The sequence below is a fragment of the Bacillus sp. GbtcB14 genome, assembly GCF_019091205.1.
GTDB lineage: Bacteria > Bacillota > Bacilli > Bacillales > Bacillaceae_G > Bacillus_A > Bacillus_A cereus_AG.
Genome location: NZ_JAGXJT010000004.1, coordinates 69334 through 88334 on the forward strand (window position 1 = coordinate 69334; position 19001 = coordinate 88334).

Consider the following 19001-nt stretch of genomic DNA (forward strand, 5'->3'; position numbering starts at 1 on the left):
GTTGTTAACCGGAGTTTTTTTATTTCATCATTAATTTCGGAATATATCTTTGAAGAACGCTTTCTAATTCATTCATATCTTCCTGCCTAATAAGTAAATTTACATTGTCATTCATTTTTTCTCGCCCGCGATATAAAAATATATTTTCTTTTGGATTTTCCCATGTTGATGTTTTATAGCCTTTTAATTCTTCGTATGAATAAAAGTTCAATCCGTCTACTACACCTTTTTCATATATTTGTACACTTTTAATAAGATGGATAGCTATTAAAGTCATAAAACAACTTGCTACAGCATGAATACCTAGCTGAATGAGAAACTGTTCAACTGTATCAATATCGCCACTTACGTACTGAGCATATATATACATACATTGTCCAATGAAATATGCTGGTCCAAGTAACGCAATCCAACGTCGTTTTACCCTAGGATATATTGCAATAAGTTTTCCTGCGCTTTTTTTCATTTCATTTATTTTATATATTTTCCATAGAACAAAGAACAAAACACATAATGTAAAAACAAACATAATACATGACATCCAGTACATTCTTATCCCCCTTTAAAATATCATTACATATAAATTTTACATTTTATATACCAACAGCACATATGCAATTATGCATAAAAAAACAGGTAACCTCTTCCGGCTACCTGTTTTTCATTACATCTTCTCAATCCACTCCGTCAAGTTATGCACAACTTGCGTCGGTTGTACTTCATATTCTGTTAACTTCTCCACAGTTGTTACTCCAGTGTGGACAAGAAGCGTATGCATGCCAGCATTTACTCCCGCTAAAATGTCTGTATCGTAGTTATCCCCAACCATTAATGCTTCATCTTTTCCTATACCAAGCACTTTTAAAGCTTGTTCCATAATGATTGATTCTGGTTTTCCGATAAAGATTGGATCCACACCTGTTGATACTGCTACAACTGATGTTAATGAACCGTTACCTGGTAATAATCCACGCTCAGTCGGAATGGCAATATCTCCATTTGTAGAAATAAACGTTGCGCCGTTACGCACAGCAAGACAAGCTTTTGCTAATTTTTCATATGTGATGTCACGATCTAAACCGACAACAACGAAATCAGGATTTTCATCCACAAGTTCAAATCCCTTTTCCACAAGCGCATCATGTAAGCCTTCTTCACCAATCATATATACAGTTGCATCTTGTTTACGTTCATAAATAAAGTTTGCTGTCGCCATACTCGTTGTGAATACTTGCTCTGCTTTCGCTGGAATATCGAAACGAACAAGTTTTTCTGCCACTTGTTCTGGTTTACGTGTTGAATTATTCGTAACGAATAAATAAGGAACGCCGCGCTCTCCTAACGCTTTTACGAAGTCGCTCGCTTCTTCAATTTGTTCTTCTCCGCGATACATCGTACCGTCTAAGTCAATTAAATAACCTTTATACATTATTATGTCTCTCCTTCTATGCTAACGTTCTCACCTATCATACCACTCTTATATTACCCGCTTTTTCCAAAGAAAAAAACGCTTTACCTTAAAGCGCCCCATAACGTTCATTTTTTCTCTTTTACTTGGTAAGAACAACTACAATCGCCTTCGCACATGTTTGCTAACGCTTTCACTTCTGCACCTGCAAATAAACGCTTATACATCTCTTTTTCATCTTCACATACTTGCGAGAATCTCTCTGCAATTTCCTTTAACGGACAGTTTTGTTTTTCAATTACGAAAGAATTCTCTCCATCTCTCTTTATTTGAACCATATAACCATTTTTTTCTTGCATAGCTGCTATCTCTTGTACTTTATATGCTAAACTCTTTTGATTACTCACTCGCTTTTGCAACTGTTCTTCCATCCGCTTCGTTCTCTCTTTTAAAACGTGACGAAGTATTTTTTCATCGCCCATTCGAGCTAAATCTTCTAACATATCAATCGCAAATTGCTTATACTCTTTCGGGAATGTATCTTCTCCCTTTTCGCTTAATCCATACAAATAAGTTGGTCTTCCGACATGTTGCCTTACCATCTTGGAATAGATTAAACCATCTTTCTCAAGATTACTTAAATGTCTTCGGATCGCCATTTCTGTAATCTCTAAAACGTCAGCTAGTTCCGCTACCGTGTGCTCTCCCTTTACTTTCAACAATTGTACAATTTCATCTTTCGTCGTACGTGCTTCCCCCATGCTTCAACCTTCTCCCTTTTCTTTCTCACATACAATATAAGATCCCCAAAAAGGTACCTTGGGGATCTTATAAGCATAATTATTCTGGTACAAATGCAGATACAGGTCCTAATTCCTTTTCTAAATAACTGCGAATATTTGCTGGGTATTTCTCTACCACTGCAATATGTTTTTGAATCGTCTTATATAATTCATCATGATTCATTTGAATATAATCTTGCGTAAGCATTTTTCGAAGAAGGATAATTTCTTTCATCCCTTGTCCATCTTCTGCACTGATCACTCGCTCGTCCATTAAAATATCAATAATATCTTCATAGCTTCCTGGATCGCGCATAATAAATCCATCAATCATCGCATTTCCTACATCTAATACACAATCAATAATAAGATGCGCTATGCGTTCTAATGCGTAAAATTCAAACTCGGTTTCATATATCTTTTTCTCTTGAAATGTACTTGTTGCTCGTTCTAAACATACTAGCATTTGTTCTATTTTCTTTCTGTCTACAAAATACATGAATGTCACCTACCTGGAAATTAAAGCATTTACATTTTAATTGTAACGCTTTCTTCTGAAAAAATCGACAATTTTTCGAATTCACCTTTTCTCCGTTATTTGTTATAGTTATATTTGTATGATTTTTGAAATTGGAGGAATGGAATCTTGGAACGTGAACTCGCACTAGAAATTGTCCGTGTAACAGAAGCAGCAGCATTAGCATCCGCACAGTGGATGGGCCGCGGAAAGAAAAACGAAGCAGATGATGCAGCAACTACAGCAATGCGTGATATGTTCGATTCAGTAAACATGGCAGGTACAGTTGTAATTGGTGAAGGAGAACTTGATGAAGCACCGATGTTATATATTGGTGAAGAACTAGGAACAGGTAACGGTCCAGAAGTAGATATCGCCGTTGACCCATTAGAAGGTACTAACATCGTTGCAAAAGGTCTTGCAAATGCAATGGCAGTTATCGCAATCGCAGATAAAGGAAACCTTCTTCATGCTCCTGATATGTACATGGAAAAAATCGCGGTTGGTCCAAAAGCAGCTGGTAAAATTAGCTTAGATGATCCAATTGAAAAAACAATTGAAATTGTAGCAGAAGCTAACAATAAAAAGATTCGTGATCTAACAGTTATCGTGCAAGAACGTGAACGTCATCAAGATATTATTGACCGTGTTCGTGCAAAAGGTGCACGCGTAAAATTATTTGGTGATGGTGATGTTGGTGCGTCAATCGCAACAGCACTACCTGGAACGGGTATTGATTTATTCGTAGGTATTGGCGGAGCTCCAGAGGGTGTTATTTCTGCAGCAGCATTAAAATGCCTTGAAGGTGAAATGCAAGCTCGCTTAGTTCCAATGAACGAAGAAGAAGAAGCTCGTTGTCGTGAAATGGGATTAGAAGATCCTCGTCAACTTCTTATGTTAGATGACTTAGTATCTGGGGATGATGCAATCTTCTCAGCAACTGGTGTATCTGCTGGTGAGTTATTAGACGGTGTTAAATTCCTTGGCGGAGATTTAGCTGAAACATATTCTATCGTTATGCGTTACAAAACAAGAACGGTACGATTCATTAAAACGCATCACCATTTAGATCATAAACCACACTTAAACTTAGATATTTAATAAAGGAGCCATGTGTATGGAAGAACGTTTCTTTCTGTACGACGATACAGTCGCTACAAGAACTCGTTTCGTTAGCTTTATGGGAGAAAATGAGCGTCATGATTTAGCACTTTTATACTCCGATCGTCATTACGGTAAAACAATTGTCCTTGATATGCAGCGCAATAGATTTGCAATCATCGGTCCTGACGATTTAAACGAACCAGGCTACTTAGAGCATGCATTTTCTATGACTGAAGAAATTGCAGAAGAACTACGCTCATTTTTATTTGAACTTATATAATTTATCGTAGGCACCAGCTATGTTAGCTGGTGTTTTTTCGCTTAAATTATTTTGAATTTTCAAACAAACATGTTATAATTAAGAATAAATCTATTTGGATAGAAAGGACGTTATCTACGTATGCCAACATTTACTTTGTAATGGACCAGCAATTGGATAGCATTACTCTCAAAAAAGCACCGTGCTTTTTCAAGGGAGTAGTCTGCCCATTCCCATTACAAAGGAACGTAACGCATCTGTAGTATGATGTTTACGGAGGTTCCTCTTTGGGGAATCTCCTTTTATTTTTGTCTATTTCTCATATCTTCATACTACAAGACATCCAAATAGCTGTATTACGTTCCTTTACCACTGCTATAAGAGGTGAAGGAAAATGCAGAAAGTACAACTTTCTTGGAGTTTATATGAAAATGAGCAAAATACAATCGAAAAGTATTGTAAAAATTGCAGACGCACTACCCTATTTACTGACACGAATATTCGTAGGCATAACGCCAATGGAAAAAATATATACCGCTTTGCCATTTATAAATGTCCGAAAGATCATACGTGGAATCAAAAACTTCGTATTTATAAAGCATTTACTGATCACGTTGAAACAGTCGATATGACCCAGCAGGATCAAACAGAAACAAGCACTACCATTTCCATTACACAACATAAAGAAAACGGCATAGCCGAAATCACAATCGTATTAGATATCGTTTTCGGTTCTCACCGAATGGATAAAGCTTTATCCACATATATTTCCGACTGGAGCCGTACACGCATTGTGGATAAAATTAAAAATGGGGATATTCAATTGAACGGACAACAAATGAAACCAAATGCAATACTTTCTGAAGGTGATTCTATTTCGATTTGTTTGTGAGCAAGTATAAAAAAATCCTCTTACAATCGTAAGAGGATTTTTTTATTTCTTCACTTTTCGTAATACGAAGTGTGCACAACCGAAGTTACAGTACTCGTATAAATACTCCGTTAACGTACTAATTTTCGTATCATATGTCGAACGTTGATTACTATCATCAAAGAAACCGCGCAATCTAAGTTGCTCATAACCCCAGTCCCCAACGATATAATCATATTTATTTAAAATTTCTGCATAACGCTCTTTAAATGCTTCTTCACTAAAACCGTCACGAAAGTTTTTAATTACTTCGTACTGCACATTATTAATGCTCACCGTAGCATGCATCTCTTGCTCTTGCTTTTGCTCCATCATTAACTTCCTCTCTAAGCATTCTTCTTTTTATCGTATCACAAAGCATACCAACCAACAATTTCAAATACAAAAAATTGAAAATTAGTGCATGCTATGGAGAAGGAGGTGATACATCGTGAAAAAACAAATTATACTCTCTCTCCTCACTCTTTCCTTATTTGCAGGCTGTCAATCAACGAATAAAGCCGAAATGGAACGTGAAGAAGGAAGTCGTGTTCTTGTTTCCAATAAAAACGACATGTATCATACGGAAAATACAAATACACGGCTTACAAGGGTAGGTTATTCATCTAAACAAAAGCATGAAGTATCTAACAAACAAGTAGGAGCCATTAACCGTGAGAAAGTCGCTGAAATGATTACAAGCATGACAGTCAAACTTCCTGATGTTACAAACGCTGCTACGCTCGTTACCGATGATGAAGTATTTGTTGTATACCGTGCAAACACAACGGATCCGAAACTCGTAGCGGATCAAGTATATAAAGCTGCATTGTCCATCGTCCCTCGCTATTATAAAGCATATGTATCAACAGACCAAAAGTTGATTTCTCAAATTCAAGGCCTTCAATCTGGCGCATTAAATGATACAGAATATACGCAAAGCCTCGATATGTTAAAACGAGAAATGAGTAAAAATCCTCATTTGAACAATACGGGGGATCAGACTTTGAACGATATGATAAAAAAATAAAACAGGTGGAGAAAACTCCACCCGTTTTTATTTTTTATTACGATCCGCATAAATCTCCATCGCATCACACATAAATTGCGCTAACCCCTCGCCAAACTTATCGATATTTTTCGTAAAGCGCTCATCAGCGACGTACATTTGACCGAGGCCCTTAAAAGCGTCTAATGAATAGTGACTAAAGTTTTGCAAGTAATCGTACCATACTTTGATAGATGCCTGCGCCTCTTTAGAATCTGGTGCACCGTGTCTCAGTGCCGCTAAATTTCTATAAATAGTATTAAACTCTTCTTGATTGTCTTTTGACATACCTTTTGCATATTCGTTCGCTTTATCTACAGCTGCGTCTCCCCATCTTTCACGTGCTTCTTCTTCATATGGGTTATGGCTGAAATCGAATCCTTCAAATTTCTCTTTATTCGTCATTTCAATCTCTCCTTTTGTATGCTGAATTGTTTTATCAATCGTCGCAATCACTTTATCTAACCTTGCACGCTTTTCAAGAAGCATTTTCTTATGAAGCTGTAGCGCTTCTTCGCGATCAAATGACGGACTCATGATAATTTCTTTAATTTTCTTCAAAGGGAAGCCTAGCTCTTTAAAAAATAAAATTTGCTGCAATGTCTCTAAATTTTCATTGGAATACAGACGATATCCAGACTCTGTCGTCTCGTCTGGGGTTAATAACCCAATTTCATCGTAATGATGCAGTGTGCGCACACTAATTCCAACTAAATTAGCTACTTCTTTTACCTTCATTGTCATGTGTATCTCCCCCTTAATACATACGATAAAGTATGACGCAACGTTAGAGTCAATAAGTGAATTATTCATTTTTTGTTAAAAGTTTCATCTCCACTATATTTCATGCATAATAGATATGTACATATATTAGAAAGCGGTGAAAGTATGGTTTCAAATACTGTAATTGCCAGCATCATCTTTCAACTCATTGTCTCGATTCTGGTCCCAATTATTGTACTCGTTTATTTCCGTAAGAAATATAATATTAATTGGAAAGTGGTCGGCGTTGGTGTTCTTATCTTTATCGGTTTTACCCAAATTCTCGAAACACCGTTCCAATTATTCATGCGCGGAAATCCTACAATAGGTCCAATTTTAGAAAACCCATTTATTTTCTCGCTTTATAGCGGACTGACTGCTGGTATTTTTGAAGAATTAGGACGCTTCGTTGCCTTTTTCTTCTTACTAAAAAAATATCAAGAATATAAAGATGGCTTCGCTTACGGAATTGGTCACGGCGGCATTGAATCTATTTTAGTTGGCGGATTCTCTGCATTTCAAGCGCTTATATTTGCGAATTCAATTAACAACGGTAGCTTCGCTCAAATGGTCGAAAAAATGCCGGAGCTAGGCCGCCTACAGGACATGTTAATTCAGCAACCTGCCTACTTATACTTCCTTGGTAGCTTCGAAAGAATTATGGCACTCGTGCTGCAAATTGCCTTTACAATGCTTGTCTTATACGCAGTAAAACAGAAGAAGTATATCTTCCTTGTGTACGCTGTATTATTCCACGCATTTGTAGACTTTTTTGCGGCACTTTACCAAACAAAAACAATCAACATCTTTGTTGCTGAAGGAATCACCCTTCTCTTCACAATTGGTGCTGTCATTCTTATTCGTAAAATGAAAGAAAAATTAATGAATGTACCGGCGTAAAAATAACCCACCAGTTGGTGGGTTATTTTTTATATAGATTATCATAATGATGATAGCTTTTACCTGCTCGCAGCTCCCTTTTTGTTTCTGCATCTATAACAATGTACTTATGAAATTCGTCTACTTCATTTTGAGAAAAGGAAGCGAAAAAATAAACTTGGCGATCAGGGTGAACGAAAGAATCTTGAAGCACCACTTCACCCCGACAACCCACGGCTGTTTTTTGTCGGAAAGAAGATTCTTCATCGGGCACTTCTTTAAATGAGATTTTTTTTCGAACGCTATATGTTGCATTGTTGTATTCTTTATAAATTTTCTTATCTAACTGTTCGTAAAACACATCCTCACTTACAAATGGCTTATTTCGATTGCTTGGATAGTCTAACTTTTGATTGGATTGTGCATATGTTGTGGACAATTGCGTAAGAAAACAAATCATGAATACGATACATATCATTTTTTTCATAAGTACACCTCGATTTTCTATTATCCACATTACTTTTCCACATATTTAGATCAATATGCCGTTTCCAATAAAAAGGAATTATTTCCACTTTTGTCGAAGTATATAGCGTCAACTTGAAAGATGGGGATGAATTATGAAGAAATTAATTATAATACGACATTGTTCAGCAACTGGACAAGAACGTGATGCCGAATTAACGATTGCAGGAAAAAATCAAACAAACATCCTTGCTACATTCCTCTTAGAAATCCAACCACAAATAGATCATATTATTTCAAGCCCATTTGTGCGAGCTATCGATTCTATTCGGCCCTATGCGCTCCAAGCTAACTTGTCTATCCAAGAAGATGAACGATTAGCTGAACGCATATTAAGCGACGTTCCAATGGACGATTGGATGCAAAAACTAGAATCTACTTTTACAAATATAGATATTGCCTTTTCAGGCGGAGAGTCAACAAAACAAGCAATGGACCGTGCTATATCGCTTATCCAAGACGTTTTAAAATTAAACCATACTACAACACTACTTGTTACACATGGAAACTTACTTACGCTCATTTTAAAGCACTTTGATCATACGATCGGCTTTAATGAATGGAGAAGTTTAACGAATCCTGATATTTACGAAATTACAATCGACGAACACTGTGTCTTAAAACGATTATGGGAAGCACAGTCCAAGTAATATCTCTTTCCAGCACATTCAGTTGACGCCACGAGAAGAAACTGTACTAACAATAGAAAGGGGTATCACTCCATATGTACGAAGATGTACTTGCTTTACTACATAAAACAAATGCTTCTTACGAAAAGTTTGAGCATGAACCGGTACTCGATTATGAAACAGATCGTATCGTACGGGAAAGGCTTGGCTTACACGGCACTCCCAGCAAAAGCTTATTTTTAAAATCTAAGTCTGGAGATTATTACGTATTTTTCACGTTAGAAGGCACAAGGCTCAACCGGGGAGAGATGAAAGAAATAACTGGAGAGCGCTTATCTCTCTGTTCTCCTAATGAACTGCGAGACAAAACTGGTTGTACACCAGGATGTGTCGCTCCTTTCGGTTATTCACAACATGTAACAATTATTGTGGATTGTGCGATTTATACTTACGACAAAATTTTAATTACACCTGGTGTACCTGAATTTACAATTGAATTATCCACAGAAGAATTAAAAAAGATTTTATTAACATGCTCAAATACTGTTTTAGAATATAAACAAAAAGAGAGCCAATGATTGGCTCTCTTTTTTTATTATTTTGCTTCTGCTGTTTTTTCTTTTGCAGAACGAACTTGCTCGTCCGCATGGTAAGAAGAACGCACAAGTGGGCCAGCTTCACAGTGGCTAAATCCTTTGCTAAGTGCAATTTCTTTAAGCTCTGCAAATTCTGCTGGTGGGTAATATTTAAGAACTGGTAAATGCTTCTTAGATGGTTGTAGGTACTGTCCAAGAGTTAAAATATCCACATTGTTTGCACGTAAGTCATCCATTGCTTCAATTAAATCTTCTCTCGTTTCACCTAAGCCCACCATAATGCTCGATTTAGTTGGAATATCAGGCTGCATTTCTTTCGCTCGACGTAAAAACTCTAATGAACGGTCATATTTTGCTCTAGCGCGAACTCGGTTAGATAATCGACGTACTGTTTCAATGTTATGGTTTAAAATATCTGGTTTTGCATCCATTAACATTTTTAAGTTTTCTTCTACTCCACCCATATCAGATGGTAATACTTCGATAGATGTGAATGGGTTTTTACGACGTACAGCTCGTACTGTTTCAGCAAAAACAGCTGCTCCACCGTCTTTTAAATCATCGCGTGCAACCGCTGTTATAACAACGTGCTTTAAGCCCATTTGTACTACTGAATCTGCTACGCGTTCTGGTTCTTGTAAATCAAGCTCAGTTGGTAAGCCTGTTTTAACCGCACAAAAACGACAAGCACGTGTACAAACCGCACCTAAGATCATAAATGTTGCTGTTTTCCTTACAGCCCAGCATTCATGAATATTCGGACATTTCGCCTCTTCACAAACTGTATGAAGATTCTTAGAACGCATCATTTTCTTTAAGCCTGTATAGTTTTCATTCGTGTTTAACTTAATTTTCAACCATTCGGGCTTGCGCTTATATTCTGTTTGTTTTGTCATGGTTATCAACTCCGCACAATATGAAATAGTTTACCGTGTTCGCTTCTTTCAATGTAACATATCTATTCTAACGTATGAAAGCGATTTGCTCAAATGAAGATTCTAAGATTTTTTCCAATCGTTCCCTATAATGAAATACTCCGTATATCCCACACTAAAAAGAGTGATGTTGTGAAAGGAGTCTATTTCATGCTTCGAAAAATTTCTCTTTTGCTTTCGATTTGCTTTCTTCTCCACCAAAACATCGCTTACGGTGAAGAGAATCAGCAAAGCATATACGAAAAGCGCATGGCACTATATAAAGAAACAGAGCAATCTTCAGGCATTCCTTGGTATTACTTAGCTGCAATGGATCAGTATGAAAGAAATATACGGAGCGTAAGAAAAGATATTCCGAAAAAACCAGATGCCATCATTTCCCTTTATTTCAAACCAGAAATATGGGCTGGACCTGTTAATGGTAACGACACTCTTCCCCATACAATTTCTCTATTTGGCGGGATGGGTTTAGATGGTGACAAAGATGGATTTGCAAATGCAAATAACGACCGTGATCTTCTGCATACAGCAGCAACGATTTTAAAGAAACAAGGATCGTCCGAAGACCGCATTCACATTATGCTTTGGGAATATTATAGACGTGCGAAAACAGTTGATTTAATTACCGAATACGCCCGAATTTATAAGCATTATGGACGTGTTAATTTAGAAGGAAATGCTTTTCCTCTCCCGATTCGCAGTGACCATAGCTACCGTAGTACTTTCGGTGCCGGAAGAAGTTTTGGGGGAAGAAGAATTCATGAAGGAACTGATATTTTTGCAGGCTATGGCGTACCAGTAAGATCCACTTGCTATGGCATTATTGAAACAAAAGGCTGGAACCGCCTTGGTGGATGGCGCATCGGTATTCGTGATCTTCATAATAATTACCATTATTACGCTCACTTAGGCGGATTCTCAAAAGAAATACAGCTTGGACAAATTGTCGAGCCTGGAAAAGTAATCGGATTTGTTGGTAGCACCGGTTATGGCCCTCCCGGCACAGCTGGAAAATTCCCGCCCCACCTACATTTCGGCATGTATAAAGACAATGGCTATACAGAATGGGCTTTCGATCCATACATGCACTTAAGTCTTTGGGAGCGAAAAGAACGCGCGAATACAAAACGATAACCGTAGCACATTGCTACGGTTATTTTTTATTTATGGCTAACTATCCGTTTTCTTTTTATCAGGTACAGAAACACTTCCGCTTCCATAATAAGTAGGTACTTCCCCTTGAACAATGCGCGTTGCAATTGGAACGTCTTGCTTCACTGTTATTTCTTTCGTATGAAATGGAATAATCACTTGCAACGTTACTTCCATCTCCATAATAATTTGAATCGCTGTCGTATTGATCCCGTGCGGCTCAATTTTTTGTTTAATATCCGTATTCACATGACCAATCGTCGTGAAATCAATTGGAATATCGGGGCCTATATTTCCAAGAAGCGCATTATCCGTTACACGACCAAAAGGAATTGCCATCGTTGCCCCATTTTTTTCAGAAATACCTAGCCCTTTCAAATCCCCTTGTTCTACTTGCTGTAAATATTTTTCTATGTATGTGGTCGTTGACGTTACGATTTCATTTACTTGCTTCGTATTTAAATTAATTGTGGACACTTTCCCATTTTTATCATTTTGTACTTTCATTAATGAATCAACATCGAATCCCTCATTAATTCTATCTTTTACCGCCTTCGTCATAACCGCTGTCGCCATTTTATGCGTCTCTACTTCCCCATATTTAAGTAATGTCGGCTGAATGCTACTATTCACAATCCATAACCCTTGCACAAGTAATATGACAAAAAGAATAAACGACATAAGCAGTATGTACCGAAAGGAAATTGGCCCCTTTCGAAACCGCGAATTTTTCGAACGAAATATGCTCATAAAAAAACCTCCTTCTTATATCATTTCTATGCAAGAAGGAGGGACGATATATGCTTATCTCATTTTTAATAATGCTTCTTTTCCGATTGTGCCAGCCGTAATACCTAAAACTTCGGCTTCAATCGTTACTGATTCTAGCGGTGCTTCAAGAAGTTGTTCAATCGTTCTTACACCAACCGCACGGCCAGCAATAATACCTCGATCCCCTAACTTCTCATTTAAAAGACCTACATCTAATGCACCGCACATAATATATCCTTTATCGCTCATTACCGCTAGCAAATTTGTCTTTGGAAGTTTGACGCTAACCGCAATAAACGTATAATTATCGATTATAATTGGCTCCACATTAACCATAGTTCACACTCCTCTCTTTCTTATCTGTATGACAAGAGAAAAATGAGTGTTACAAGTAACTAGCCTATAGTTTGACGGAAGATGTATGAGTTATCAACACGTCTGTTAACACATCTCTCAGTAGTTCCGGCATATAATATTGTTTGTCAGAAAGTGTGGATAGCTCTGGGTATAAGTATCCGAATGTAAACATATCAATCGTTCCTACCGTATATATACGATCTAATTCCAGCGATTCCCCGTTAATCAATACATCCTCGAGTAAAATTTTATTCCCAGGAATCGTATCTGGAATGACCTCGACACCAGCGTAAATCATTTTCCCCATCACTGTCCCGCGAAATCCGAATCCTTTCACCTCAAGATTCTCCATATTTGGACGGCGTGCTTTCAAAATAACTTCTCTTAACGTTTTCCCTGGTACTTTTAATAAACATGGATTAATGGGATGTGGACAAATTCTGTGAATATCTCCGCGCGTCACAACACCTTCATTTAATCCCTCTAATAGCACACCAGCGTTCACCATGCCAATCTCTGCACCACACCACGTTTTCAGCGCACTTGCTAACATGTGCGAAAACGATGTCTCCTGAAACCAATCGACCGGTAACGCTTCCTTTAAATAAACGACAGGCTCGGCCATAATCTGTTTACTTTCTTCCTGCAGCACTTCAATTGTGGATAACGGTTTGCTATAAGCACCTAAACGTTCTGTCTTAATCGCTCTACCGTCCTTTTTCAACAGCTTCTTCGTCTCTTTATCCACAGTAAGCTGAACGTGCCCAACGTAACGTCCCCACTTTTCACAACAACAAAGTAACGTATTATTCATAAGAACGCCACGCTCAAATAAATGGTGCGTATGTGCACCTAAAATAACATCTATATCATAATGCTCCGCCATATACTCATCCATGCTTTTTCCAAGGTGAGAAAGGACAACCGTAATATGAGCCTCATCTCGCACTTCTTCTAAAATAGACTCTAAATGGATAAGCGGATCTTCAATATGCCAATCGAGCATATGATAAAACTCTGGATAAGCTACCGTTAACCCGATAAAAGCAATTGTAATTCCATCTGTCGTTGTATGTAATTTATAAGGCTTTGCCCACTCCGGACGTACCCCTTCTTTTTCAAATAAATTCGCAACGAGCACCTCGAATCCAGCATCATCATATAGACGATTCAAATGCTCCTTCGCTAACGTAATTCCTTCATTATTTCCGATTGTTACATAATCATATAGCGCCTCATTTAAAAGCTTCGTATTGCCAAGTCCATTCGTCGCTTCCGAAATACTATGAAAACGATCCACATGATCGCCGATATCAACCGTCAAAACGGTCTCTCCCGCTTCCTGTCTTCGCTTTTTCTCTCCTTGTACAAACCGAGAAATTTGCGGCCAATTTTCAAAATGACTATGTATATCGTTTGTATGATAAAGGTGGATGATTGTTTCTTTATTTATATTCAGAGAAAAAACCTCCTCTCAGTTCCTTACTGCCATTTACGCTACACGTACGCAATAATCCTGTAAATACTTTTCGTCTTTTCTTGCTATTTTACATTGTACTCGCATTGAGAGAAAAAGCAAAAGTTTGTCCTTTTTTATATGAGAAACTTTATTTTTTAAATCTGTGAATTCATTGGTAGAACAGGGAGTTGTAAGAAAGTTTACCGTGGGGAATTTTCCTATGAATTCTTTACTGTATTTGTCAGTATCTTAGCCTCAACTACTTCCAGTCGCCTTCTATATATATAAATGCTCCTTTCCTGTTTGAATGGTGCAGGGTATTCGTTCCTCTTGCTATGTCGTAATTTGTTGATAAGTCGATATATTGAAATAATCGCTGATATATTCCGAGTTATGGTTGATATATTTGAAAAATCGTTGATATATTTAGCTGAACACCCACCCTGGTATCCTCTATCCAGCCAAGACAAATCCGCAAAACAAAAAAGCGCCCTGCACAGCAGGGCGCTTTCTTCATACATATATTAACCAATAGAACCTTCCATCTCAAACTTGATTAGACGGTTCATTTCAACTGCGTATTCCATTGGAAGTTCGCGAGTGAATGGCTCGATGAAGCCCATTACGATCATTTCTGTAGCTTCTTGCTCAGAAATACCGCGGCTCATTAGGTAGAATAATTGTTCTTCTGATACTTTCGATACTTTCGCTTCATGCTCAAGTGAAACGTAATCGTTTTTGATTTCGTTATAAGGAATTGTATCAGATGTAGATTGGTTATCCATGATTAACGTATCACACTCGATGTTAGAGCGAGAGTTTTTCGCTTTTGGTCCGAAGTGTACGATACCACGGTAAGTTACTTTACCACCATGCTTCGCAATCGATTTAGAAACGATTGTGGAAGACGTGTTTGGCGCTAAGTGAATCATTTTCGCACCAGCATCTTGGTGTTGGCCTTTACCAGCAATCGCGATAGATAATGTTAAACCACGAGCGCCTTCACCTTTTAAGATAACTGCTGGGTATTTCATCGTTAATTTAGATCCGATGTTACCGTCAATCCATTCCATCGTTGCGTTTTCTTCACAAACCGCACGTTTTGTAACTAGGTTGTATACGTTGTTCGCCCAGTTTTGGATTGTTGTATAACGGCAATATGCATCTTTTTTAATGATGATTTCTACTACCGCACTGTGAAGTGAGTTAGTTGTGTAAACAGGTGCTGTACAACCTTCTACGTAGTGTACGTGTGCGCCTTCGTCTACGATGATAAGCGTACGCTCGAATTGTCCCATATTTTCAGAGTTAATACGGAAGTACGCTTGAAGTGGTGTATCCACTTTAATACCTTTTGGAACGTAGATGAATGATCCACCAGACCAAACTGCAGAGTTTAATGCAGAGAATTTGTTGTCTGTTGGTGGGATTACTTTTCCGAAATGCTCACGGAAAATATCTTCGTTCTCTTTTAATGCGCTATCTGTATCTTTGAAGACGATTCCTAGAGCTTCTAGGTCTTCTTTCATGTTGTGGTATACAACTTCAGATTCGTACTGTGCAGATACACCAGCTAAATATTTTTGCTCAGCTTCAGGAATACCTAATTTATCAAATGTCGCTTTAATTTCCTCAGGTACTTCATCCCAAGACTTCTCAGATTTCTCAGATGGTTTTACGTAGTACGTAATTTCATCGAAATCTAAGTCGTTTAAGTCGCCGCCCCATTGTGGCATTGGCATTTCATAGAACTTATCCAGTGATTTTAAACGGAAGTCTAACATCCACTGTGGTTCTTCTTTCATACGTGAAATTTCTTCAACGATTTCTTTTGTTAAACCGCGTCCAGCACGGAAAATCGAAACGTCTTTGTCTTTGAAACCATATTTATAATCGCCGATATCTGGCAGTTGCTTCGCCATGTTGGTGTGTCCCTCCTTAGATAACCTCGTTTTTAGGAACCTTTAACATTACTTATCTTCGTTTAAGCCCTTTTCTAACGCTTTCCACGCTAATGTTGCACATTTAATACGTGCAGGGAACTTGCATACGCCTTGTAATGCTTCAATATCTCCTAAATCAATGCTGTCATCGTACTCTTTTCCTAGCATCATATCAGAGAAAATTTTAGAAAGCTGAAGTGCCTCTTCAATTTTCTTACCTTTTACTGCTTGTGTCATCATCGAAGCTGAAGACATTGAGATAGAACACCCTTCTCCTTCAAACTTCGCCTCTTGTACAATACCTTCTGCTACTTTCATCGTAAGTTGAATACGATCTCCGCAAGTTGGATTGTTCAAGTTAACAGTAACACTATCTTCTAACACGCCATGGTTACGAGGATTCTTATAATGATCCATAATAACTTGACGGTATAACGTATCTAAATTATTAAATGACATTTGTGAAATACTCCTTTGTCTTGATTAGCGATTCAACAAATGTATCAATTTCTTCTTTTGTATTATATAAATAGAAGCTCGCACGTGCTGTTGAAGAAGCTTTTAGCCACTTCATAAGCGGTTGTGCACAGTGGTGTCCTGCGCGAACCGCAATGCCCTCTACATCTAATACAGTTGCTACATCGTGAGGATGTACGTCTTCAATATTAAATGTAACAAGACCAGCACGATGCTTTGGACCATAAATTGTAACGCCATCTACTTCTGATAGTCTTTCTAAAGCATATTGCGCTAATTCATGCTCATGCTTTTCAATATTATCAAGACCGATTTCTTCTAGGAAATCAATTGCCGCACCAAGTCCGATTGCATTACCGATAATCGGTGTACCTGCTTCAAACTTCCACGGAAGCTCTTTCCAAGTAGATTCTTGTAAATCTACGAAATCAATCATTTCACCGCCAAACTCAATTGGCTCCATATTGTTCAGCAATTCTTTTTTACCATATAATACGCCGATACCTGTAGGTCCGCACATCTTATGAGCAGATAATGCGTAGAAATCACAGTTTAAATCTTGTACATCTACTTTCATATGAGGTGTACTTTGTGCACCATCAACGACCATAATTGCACCGTTTTCGTGTGCGATTGCTCCGATTTCTTTTACAGGGTTAATCGTTCCAAGCACGTTTGATACTTGCATAATAGAAACGATTTTTGTATTCGGTGTAACTGTTTGACGAACATCTTCTAAAGAAATTGTACCGTCTGGTTGAAGCGGAAGGTATTTTAAAGTTGCACCAGTTTTCTTCGCAACTTGTTGCCACGGAATGATGTTACTATGGTGCTCCATGTAAGAAATAACGATTTCATCGCCTTCTTTTACATTTTCAAGACCATAGCTAGCCGCTACTGTATTTAATGCAGTTGTCGTTCCGCGCGTGAAAATAATCTCTTCCATTGATTTCGCGTTAATAAACTTGCGAACTTTCTCACGTGCACCTTCATACGCGTCGGTAGCTTTCGTACCGAGCGTATGAACACCGCGATGCACGTTAGAATTATATTCTTTATAGTAACGTTCTAACGTTTCAATGACTTGAATTGGTTTTTGAGAAGTTGCTGCACTATCGAAATATACAAGTTGTTTGCCGTTCACTTTTTGATCAAGAATTGGAAACTGTTTGCGTATTTCATGAATATTCATTAGCGAACTTTCCTTTCAATTACCTCAACAAGCTGTGCCTTTACTCCTTCAATTGGAAGCTCATTAACTACAGGTGCTAAGAATCCATGGATGACTAAACGTTCTGCTTCGCGTTTTGGAATACCACGGCTCATCAAGTAGTATAGTTGGTATGGATCTACGCGGCCTACTGAAGCTGCGTGACCTGCCATTACATCGTCTTCGTCGATTAAAAGAATTGGGTTTGCATCCCCACGAGCTTTTTCATCTAACATAAGAACGCGAGAAGATTGTTGTGCATTTGATTTAGATGCACCGTGTTCAATCTTACCAATTCCGTTAAAGATAGATGTTGCACTATCTTTTTGTACACCATGTTTTAAAATCCAACCTTCAGAGTGTTTACCGAAGTGAACAACTTTAGTTGTAAAGTTTTGTGTTTGGTTACCACGGCCAATTGTTACTGTTTTCGTATCAGCATATGAACCGTCGCCCATTAAGTTCGTAACGTTCTCTGAAATTGTGTTTCCGTCATTCATAAGACCTAGAGCCCAATCAATGCGGCCGTCGCGTCCAACAACACCGCGGCGGTTAACGTAAGTTGTTACGTCTTTCGCTAATAGATCAACCGCACCGAATTTCACTTGTGCGCCTTGTTCCACGATTACTTCTGCTACGATATTTGCAATACCTTTAGCATTTTCATTTGCAACGTAGTTTTCTACATAAGTTGCAGTACTGTTCGCATCAGCTACGAATAATACGTGGTTATATACGTTAGCTTCTTCGCCGTCTACTAAGAATACAGCTTGAAGTGGAGTTTCAAGAACAACGTTTTTCGGAACATATACGAATGCACCGCCGTTGATTAATGCAGCATGAAGTGCAGTTAGACGATGCTCGTCTACTTTCACGCCATCTTTCATTAAATACTTTTGTAATAGTTCAGCATGCTCAGTTGCTGCTGTTACGATATCTGTGAAAATAACACCTTTTTCTTTTGCTTCGTCTGCTAAAGAAACGAATGCAGTTGTACCAGTACGTTGTACTAATACGCTGTTATTTTCATCGATTAAGTTTTTCACTGCTTCTGGAAGCTCTGTTAAAGAACTTACAGGCTCTTGCTTAGCAGCGTCGCCTTTTCCGATAAAGTCCCATTTTTCAATTTTCGTTTTATCAGGCGTTGGCATTGGAAGTTCAGTTGCTTGTGCAAGAGCTTGTAAGCGGAACTCAGTCAACCAAGCAGCTTCGTTTACTTCGCTTGCGCGCTGACGGATTGTTTCTTGATCGAAAGGTAATGTACCGATTGTCATGTTT

23 protein-coding genes are annotated in these 19001 nt (G+C 38.1%); 8 read left to right on the forward strand and 15 right to left on the reverse strand.

Annotated features, from left to right (window positions below; genetic code table 11):
- Window positions 1-19: 19 nt before the first annotated feature.
- From KVT31_RS12960 to KVT31_RS12975, 4 genes are all read right to left on the reverse strand, one after another.
- Window positions 20-550, reverse strand: a complete 531-nt coding sequence (locus KVT31_RS12960; RefSeq protein WP_088098264.1) for an iron ABC transporter substrate-binding protein — start codon at window positions 548-550, stop codon at window positions 20-22.
- A 114-nt stretch (window positions 551-664) separates the two neighbouring features.
- Entirely contained in the window at window positions 665-1429 is a 765-nt protein-coding gene (locus tag KVT31_RS12965) for a TIGR01457 family HAD-type hydrolase (protein WP_088098265.1), read from the reverse strand.
- A gap of 107 nt (window positions 1430-1536) precedes the next feature.
- Complete coding sequence (locus KVT31_RS12970; protein ID WP_088098266.1) at window positions 1537-2169, reverse strand: helix-turn-helix transcriptional regulator; 633 nt, start codon at window positions 2167-2169, stop codon at window positions 1537-1539.
- A gap of 79 nt (window positions 2170-2248) precedes the next feature.
- Complete coding sequence (locus KVT31_RS12975) at window positions 2249-2689, reverse strand: DUF86 domain-containing protein (RefSeq protein WP_000274001.1); 441 nt, start codon at window positions 2687-2689, stop codon at window positions 2249-2251.
- A 147-nt stretch (window positions 2690-2836) separates the two neighbouring features.
- Between KVT31_RS12975 and glpX the strand changes: the two genes are divergently transcribed.
- The 3 genes from glpX (at window position 2837) to KVT31_RS12990 (ending at window position 4962) form a co-directional block, all read left to right on the forward strand.
- Window positions 2837-3808, forward strand: coding sequence for a class II fructose-bisphosphatase (gene glpX / locus KVT31_RS12980; protein WP_000439090.1), 972 nt, complete (start codon window positions 2837-2839; stop codon window positions 3806-3808).
- Between the two features lie 16 nt (window positions 3809-3824).
- The gene (locus KVT31_RS12985) at window positions 3825-4091 is read left to right on the forward strand and encodes a DUF3055 domain-containing protein (protein WP_000392616.1); all 267 of its coding nucleotides are present in this window, start codon (window positions 3825-3827) and stop codon (window positions 4089-4091) included.
- Between the two features lie 373 nt (window positions 4092-4464).
- Window positions 4465-4962: a cytoplasmic protein gene (locus tag KVT31_RS12990; RefSeq protein ID WP_088098268.1), complete on the forward strand. Its 498-nt coding sequence runs from the start codon at window positions 4465-4467 to the stop codon at window positions 4960-4962.
- A gap of 42 nt (window positions 4963-5004) precedes the next feature.
- Here KVT31_RS12990 and KVT31_RS12995 read toward each other — a convergent pair whose 3' ends face one another.
- Complete coding sequence (locus KVT31_RS12995; protein ID WP_002008894.1) at window positions 5005-5316, reverse strand: YutD family protein; 312 nt, start codon at window positions 5314-5316, stop codon at window positions 5005-5007.
- A gap of 115 nt (window positions 5317-5431) precedes the next feature.
- Here KVT31_RS12995 and KVT31_RS13000 point away from each other — a divergent pair, with 115 nt between their 5' ends.
- Window positions 5432-6010 carry a YhcN/YlaJ family sporulation lipoprotein gene (locus KVT31_RS13000; protein WP_002191082.1) on the forward strand — a complete coding sequence of 193 codons (579 nt, stop codon included), beginning with the start codon at window positions 5432-5434 and terminating at the stop codon, window positions 6008-6010.
- A gap of 27 nt (window positions 6011-6037) precedes the next feature.
- On the opposite strand, the gene KVT31_RS13005 is transcribed toward KVT31_RS13000, so the two are convergent.
- Entirely contained in the window at window positions 6038-6772 is a 735-nt protein-coding gene (locus KVT31_RS13005) for a MerR family transcriptional regulator (RefSeq protein WP_088098269.1), read from the reverse strand.
- Between the two features lie 102 nt (window positions 6773-6874).
- Between KVT31_RS13005 and KVT31_RS13010 the strand changes: the two genes are divergently transcribed.
- The gene (locus tag KVT31_RS13010; protein ID WP_140392596.1) at window positions 6875-7690 is read left to right on the forward strand and encodes a YhfC family intramembrane metalloprotease; all 816 of its coding nucleotides are present in this window, start codon (window positions 6875-6877) and stop codon (window positions 7688-7690) included.
- Between the two features lie 22 nt (window positions 7691-7712).
- Here the strand turns inward: KVT31_RS13010 and KVT31_RS13015 are convergent, their stop codons facing one another.
- The gene (locus KVT31_RS13015; protein WP_140392590.1) at window positions 7713-8186 is read right to left on the reverse strand and encodes a hypothetical protein; all 474 of its coding nucleotides are present in this window, start codon (window positions 8184-8186) and stop codon (window positions 7713-7715) included.
- Window positions 8187-8289: 103 nt separating this feature from the next.
- On the opposite strand from KVT31_RS13015, the gene KVT31_RS13020 reads away from it, so the two are divergent.
- Together KVT31_RS13020 and KVT31_RS13025 are read left to right on the forward strand one after the other, a co-directional pair.
- Window positions 8290-8844, forward strand: a complete 555-nt coding sequence (locus tag KVT31_RS13020) for a histidine phosphatase family protein (RefSeq protein ID WP_088098270.1) — start codon at window positions 8290-8292, stop codon at window positions 8842-8844.
- Between the two features lie 74 nt (window positions 8845-8918).
- Window positions 8919-9401: a YbaK/EbsC family protein gene (locus KVT31_RS13025; RefSeq protein ID WP_088098271.1), complete on the forward strand. Its 483-nt coding sequence runs from the start codon at window positions 8919-8921 to the stop codon at window positions 9399-9401.
- A 17-nt stretch (window positions 9402-9418) separates the two neighbouring features.
- Here KVT31_RS13025 and lipA read toward each other — a convergent pair whose 3' ends face one another.
- Window positions 9419-10315 carry a lipoyl synthase gene (gene lipA, locus KVT31_RS13030; RefSeq protein WP_000166375.1) on the reverse strand — a complete coding sequence of 299 codons (897 nt, stop codon included), beginning with the start codon at window positions 10313-10315 and terminating at the stop codon, window positions 9419-9421.
- A 189-nt stretch (window positions 10316-10504) separates the two neighbouring features.
- Between lipA and KVT31_RS13035 the strand changes: the two genes are divergently transcribed.
- Window positions 10505-11488 carry a M23 family metallopeptidase gene (locus KVT31_RS13035; protein WP_088098272.1) on the forward strand — a complete coding sequence of 328 codons (984 nt, stop codon included), beginning with the start codon at window positions 10505-10507 and terminating at the stop codon, window positions 11486-11488.
- Window positions 11489-11524: 36 nt separating this feature from the next.
- Here KVT31_RS13035 and yunB read toward each other — a convergent pair whose 3' ends face one another.
- The 7 genes from yunB to sufD all read right to left on the reverse strand — a co-directional run bounded on the left by yunB (window position 11525) and on the right by sufD (window position 18997).
- The gene (gene yunB, locus KVT31_RS13040) at window positions 11525-12256 is read right to left on the reverse strand and encodes a sporulation protein YunB (RefSeq protein ID WP_088098273.1); all 732 of its coding nucleotides are present in this window, start codon (window positions 12254-12256) and stop codon (window positions 11525-11527) included.
- A gap of 54 nt (window positions 12257-12310) precedes the next feature.
- On the reverse strand, window positions 12311-12613 hold the full coding sequence (locus KVT31_RS13045) for a YunC family protein (protein WP_088098274.1): 303 nt from the start codon (window positions 12611-12613) through the stop codon (window positions 12311-12313).
- Window positions 12614-12677: 64 nt separating this feature from the next.
- On the reverse strand, window positions 12678-14093 hold the full coding sequence (locus KVT31_RS13050) for a bifunctional metallophosphatase/5'-nucleotidase (RefSeq protein WP_301291577.1): 1416 nt from the start codon (window positions 14091-14093) through the stop codon (window positions 12678-12680).
- Between the two features lie 524 nt (window positions 14094-14617).
- Window positions 14618-16015: a Fe-S cluster assembly protein SufB gene (gene sufB, locus KVT31_RS13055; protein WP_088098276.1), complete on the reverse strand. Its 1398-nt coding sequence runs from the start codon at window positions 16013-16015 to the stop codon at window positions 14618-14620.
- 48 nt (window positions 16016-16063) lie between these two features.
- On the reverse strand, window positions 16064-16495 hold the full coding sequence (gene sufU, locus KVT31_RS13060) for a Fe-S cluster assembly sulfur transfer protein SufU (protein ID WP_000009521.1): 432 nt from the start codon (window positions 16493-16495) through the stop codon (window positions 16064-16066).
- A complete protein-coding gene (gene sufS, locus KVT31_RS13065; RefSeq protein WP_001020767.1) occupies window positions 16485-17705 on the reverse strand; it encodes a cysteine desulfurase SufS in 1221 nt (406 codons plus the stop codon). The genes sufU and sufS overlap by 11 nt, the downstream gene beginning before the upstream one ends.
- Entirely contained in the window at window positions 17705-18997 is a 1293-nt protein-coding gene (gene sufD / locus KVT31_RS13070; protein ID WP_000152177.1) for a Fe-S cluster assembly protein SufD, read from the reverse strand. Before sufD ends, sufS begins: the two co-directional genes overlap by 1 nt.
- Window positions 18998-19001 lie beyond the last annotated feature (4 nt).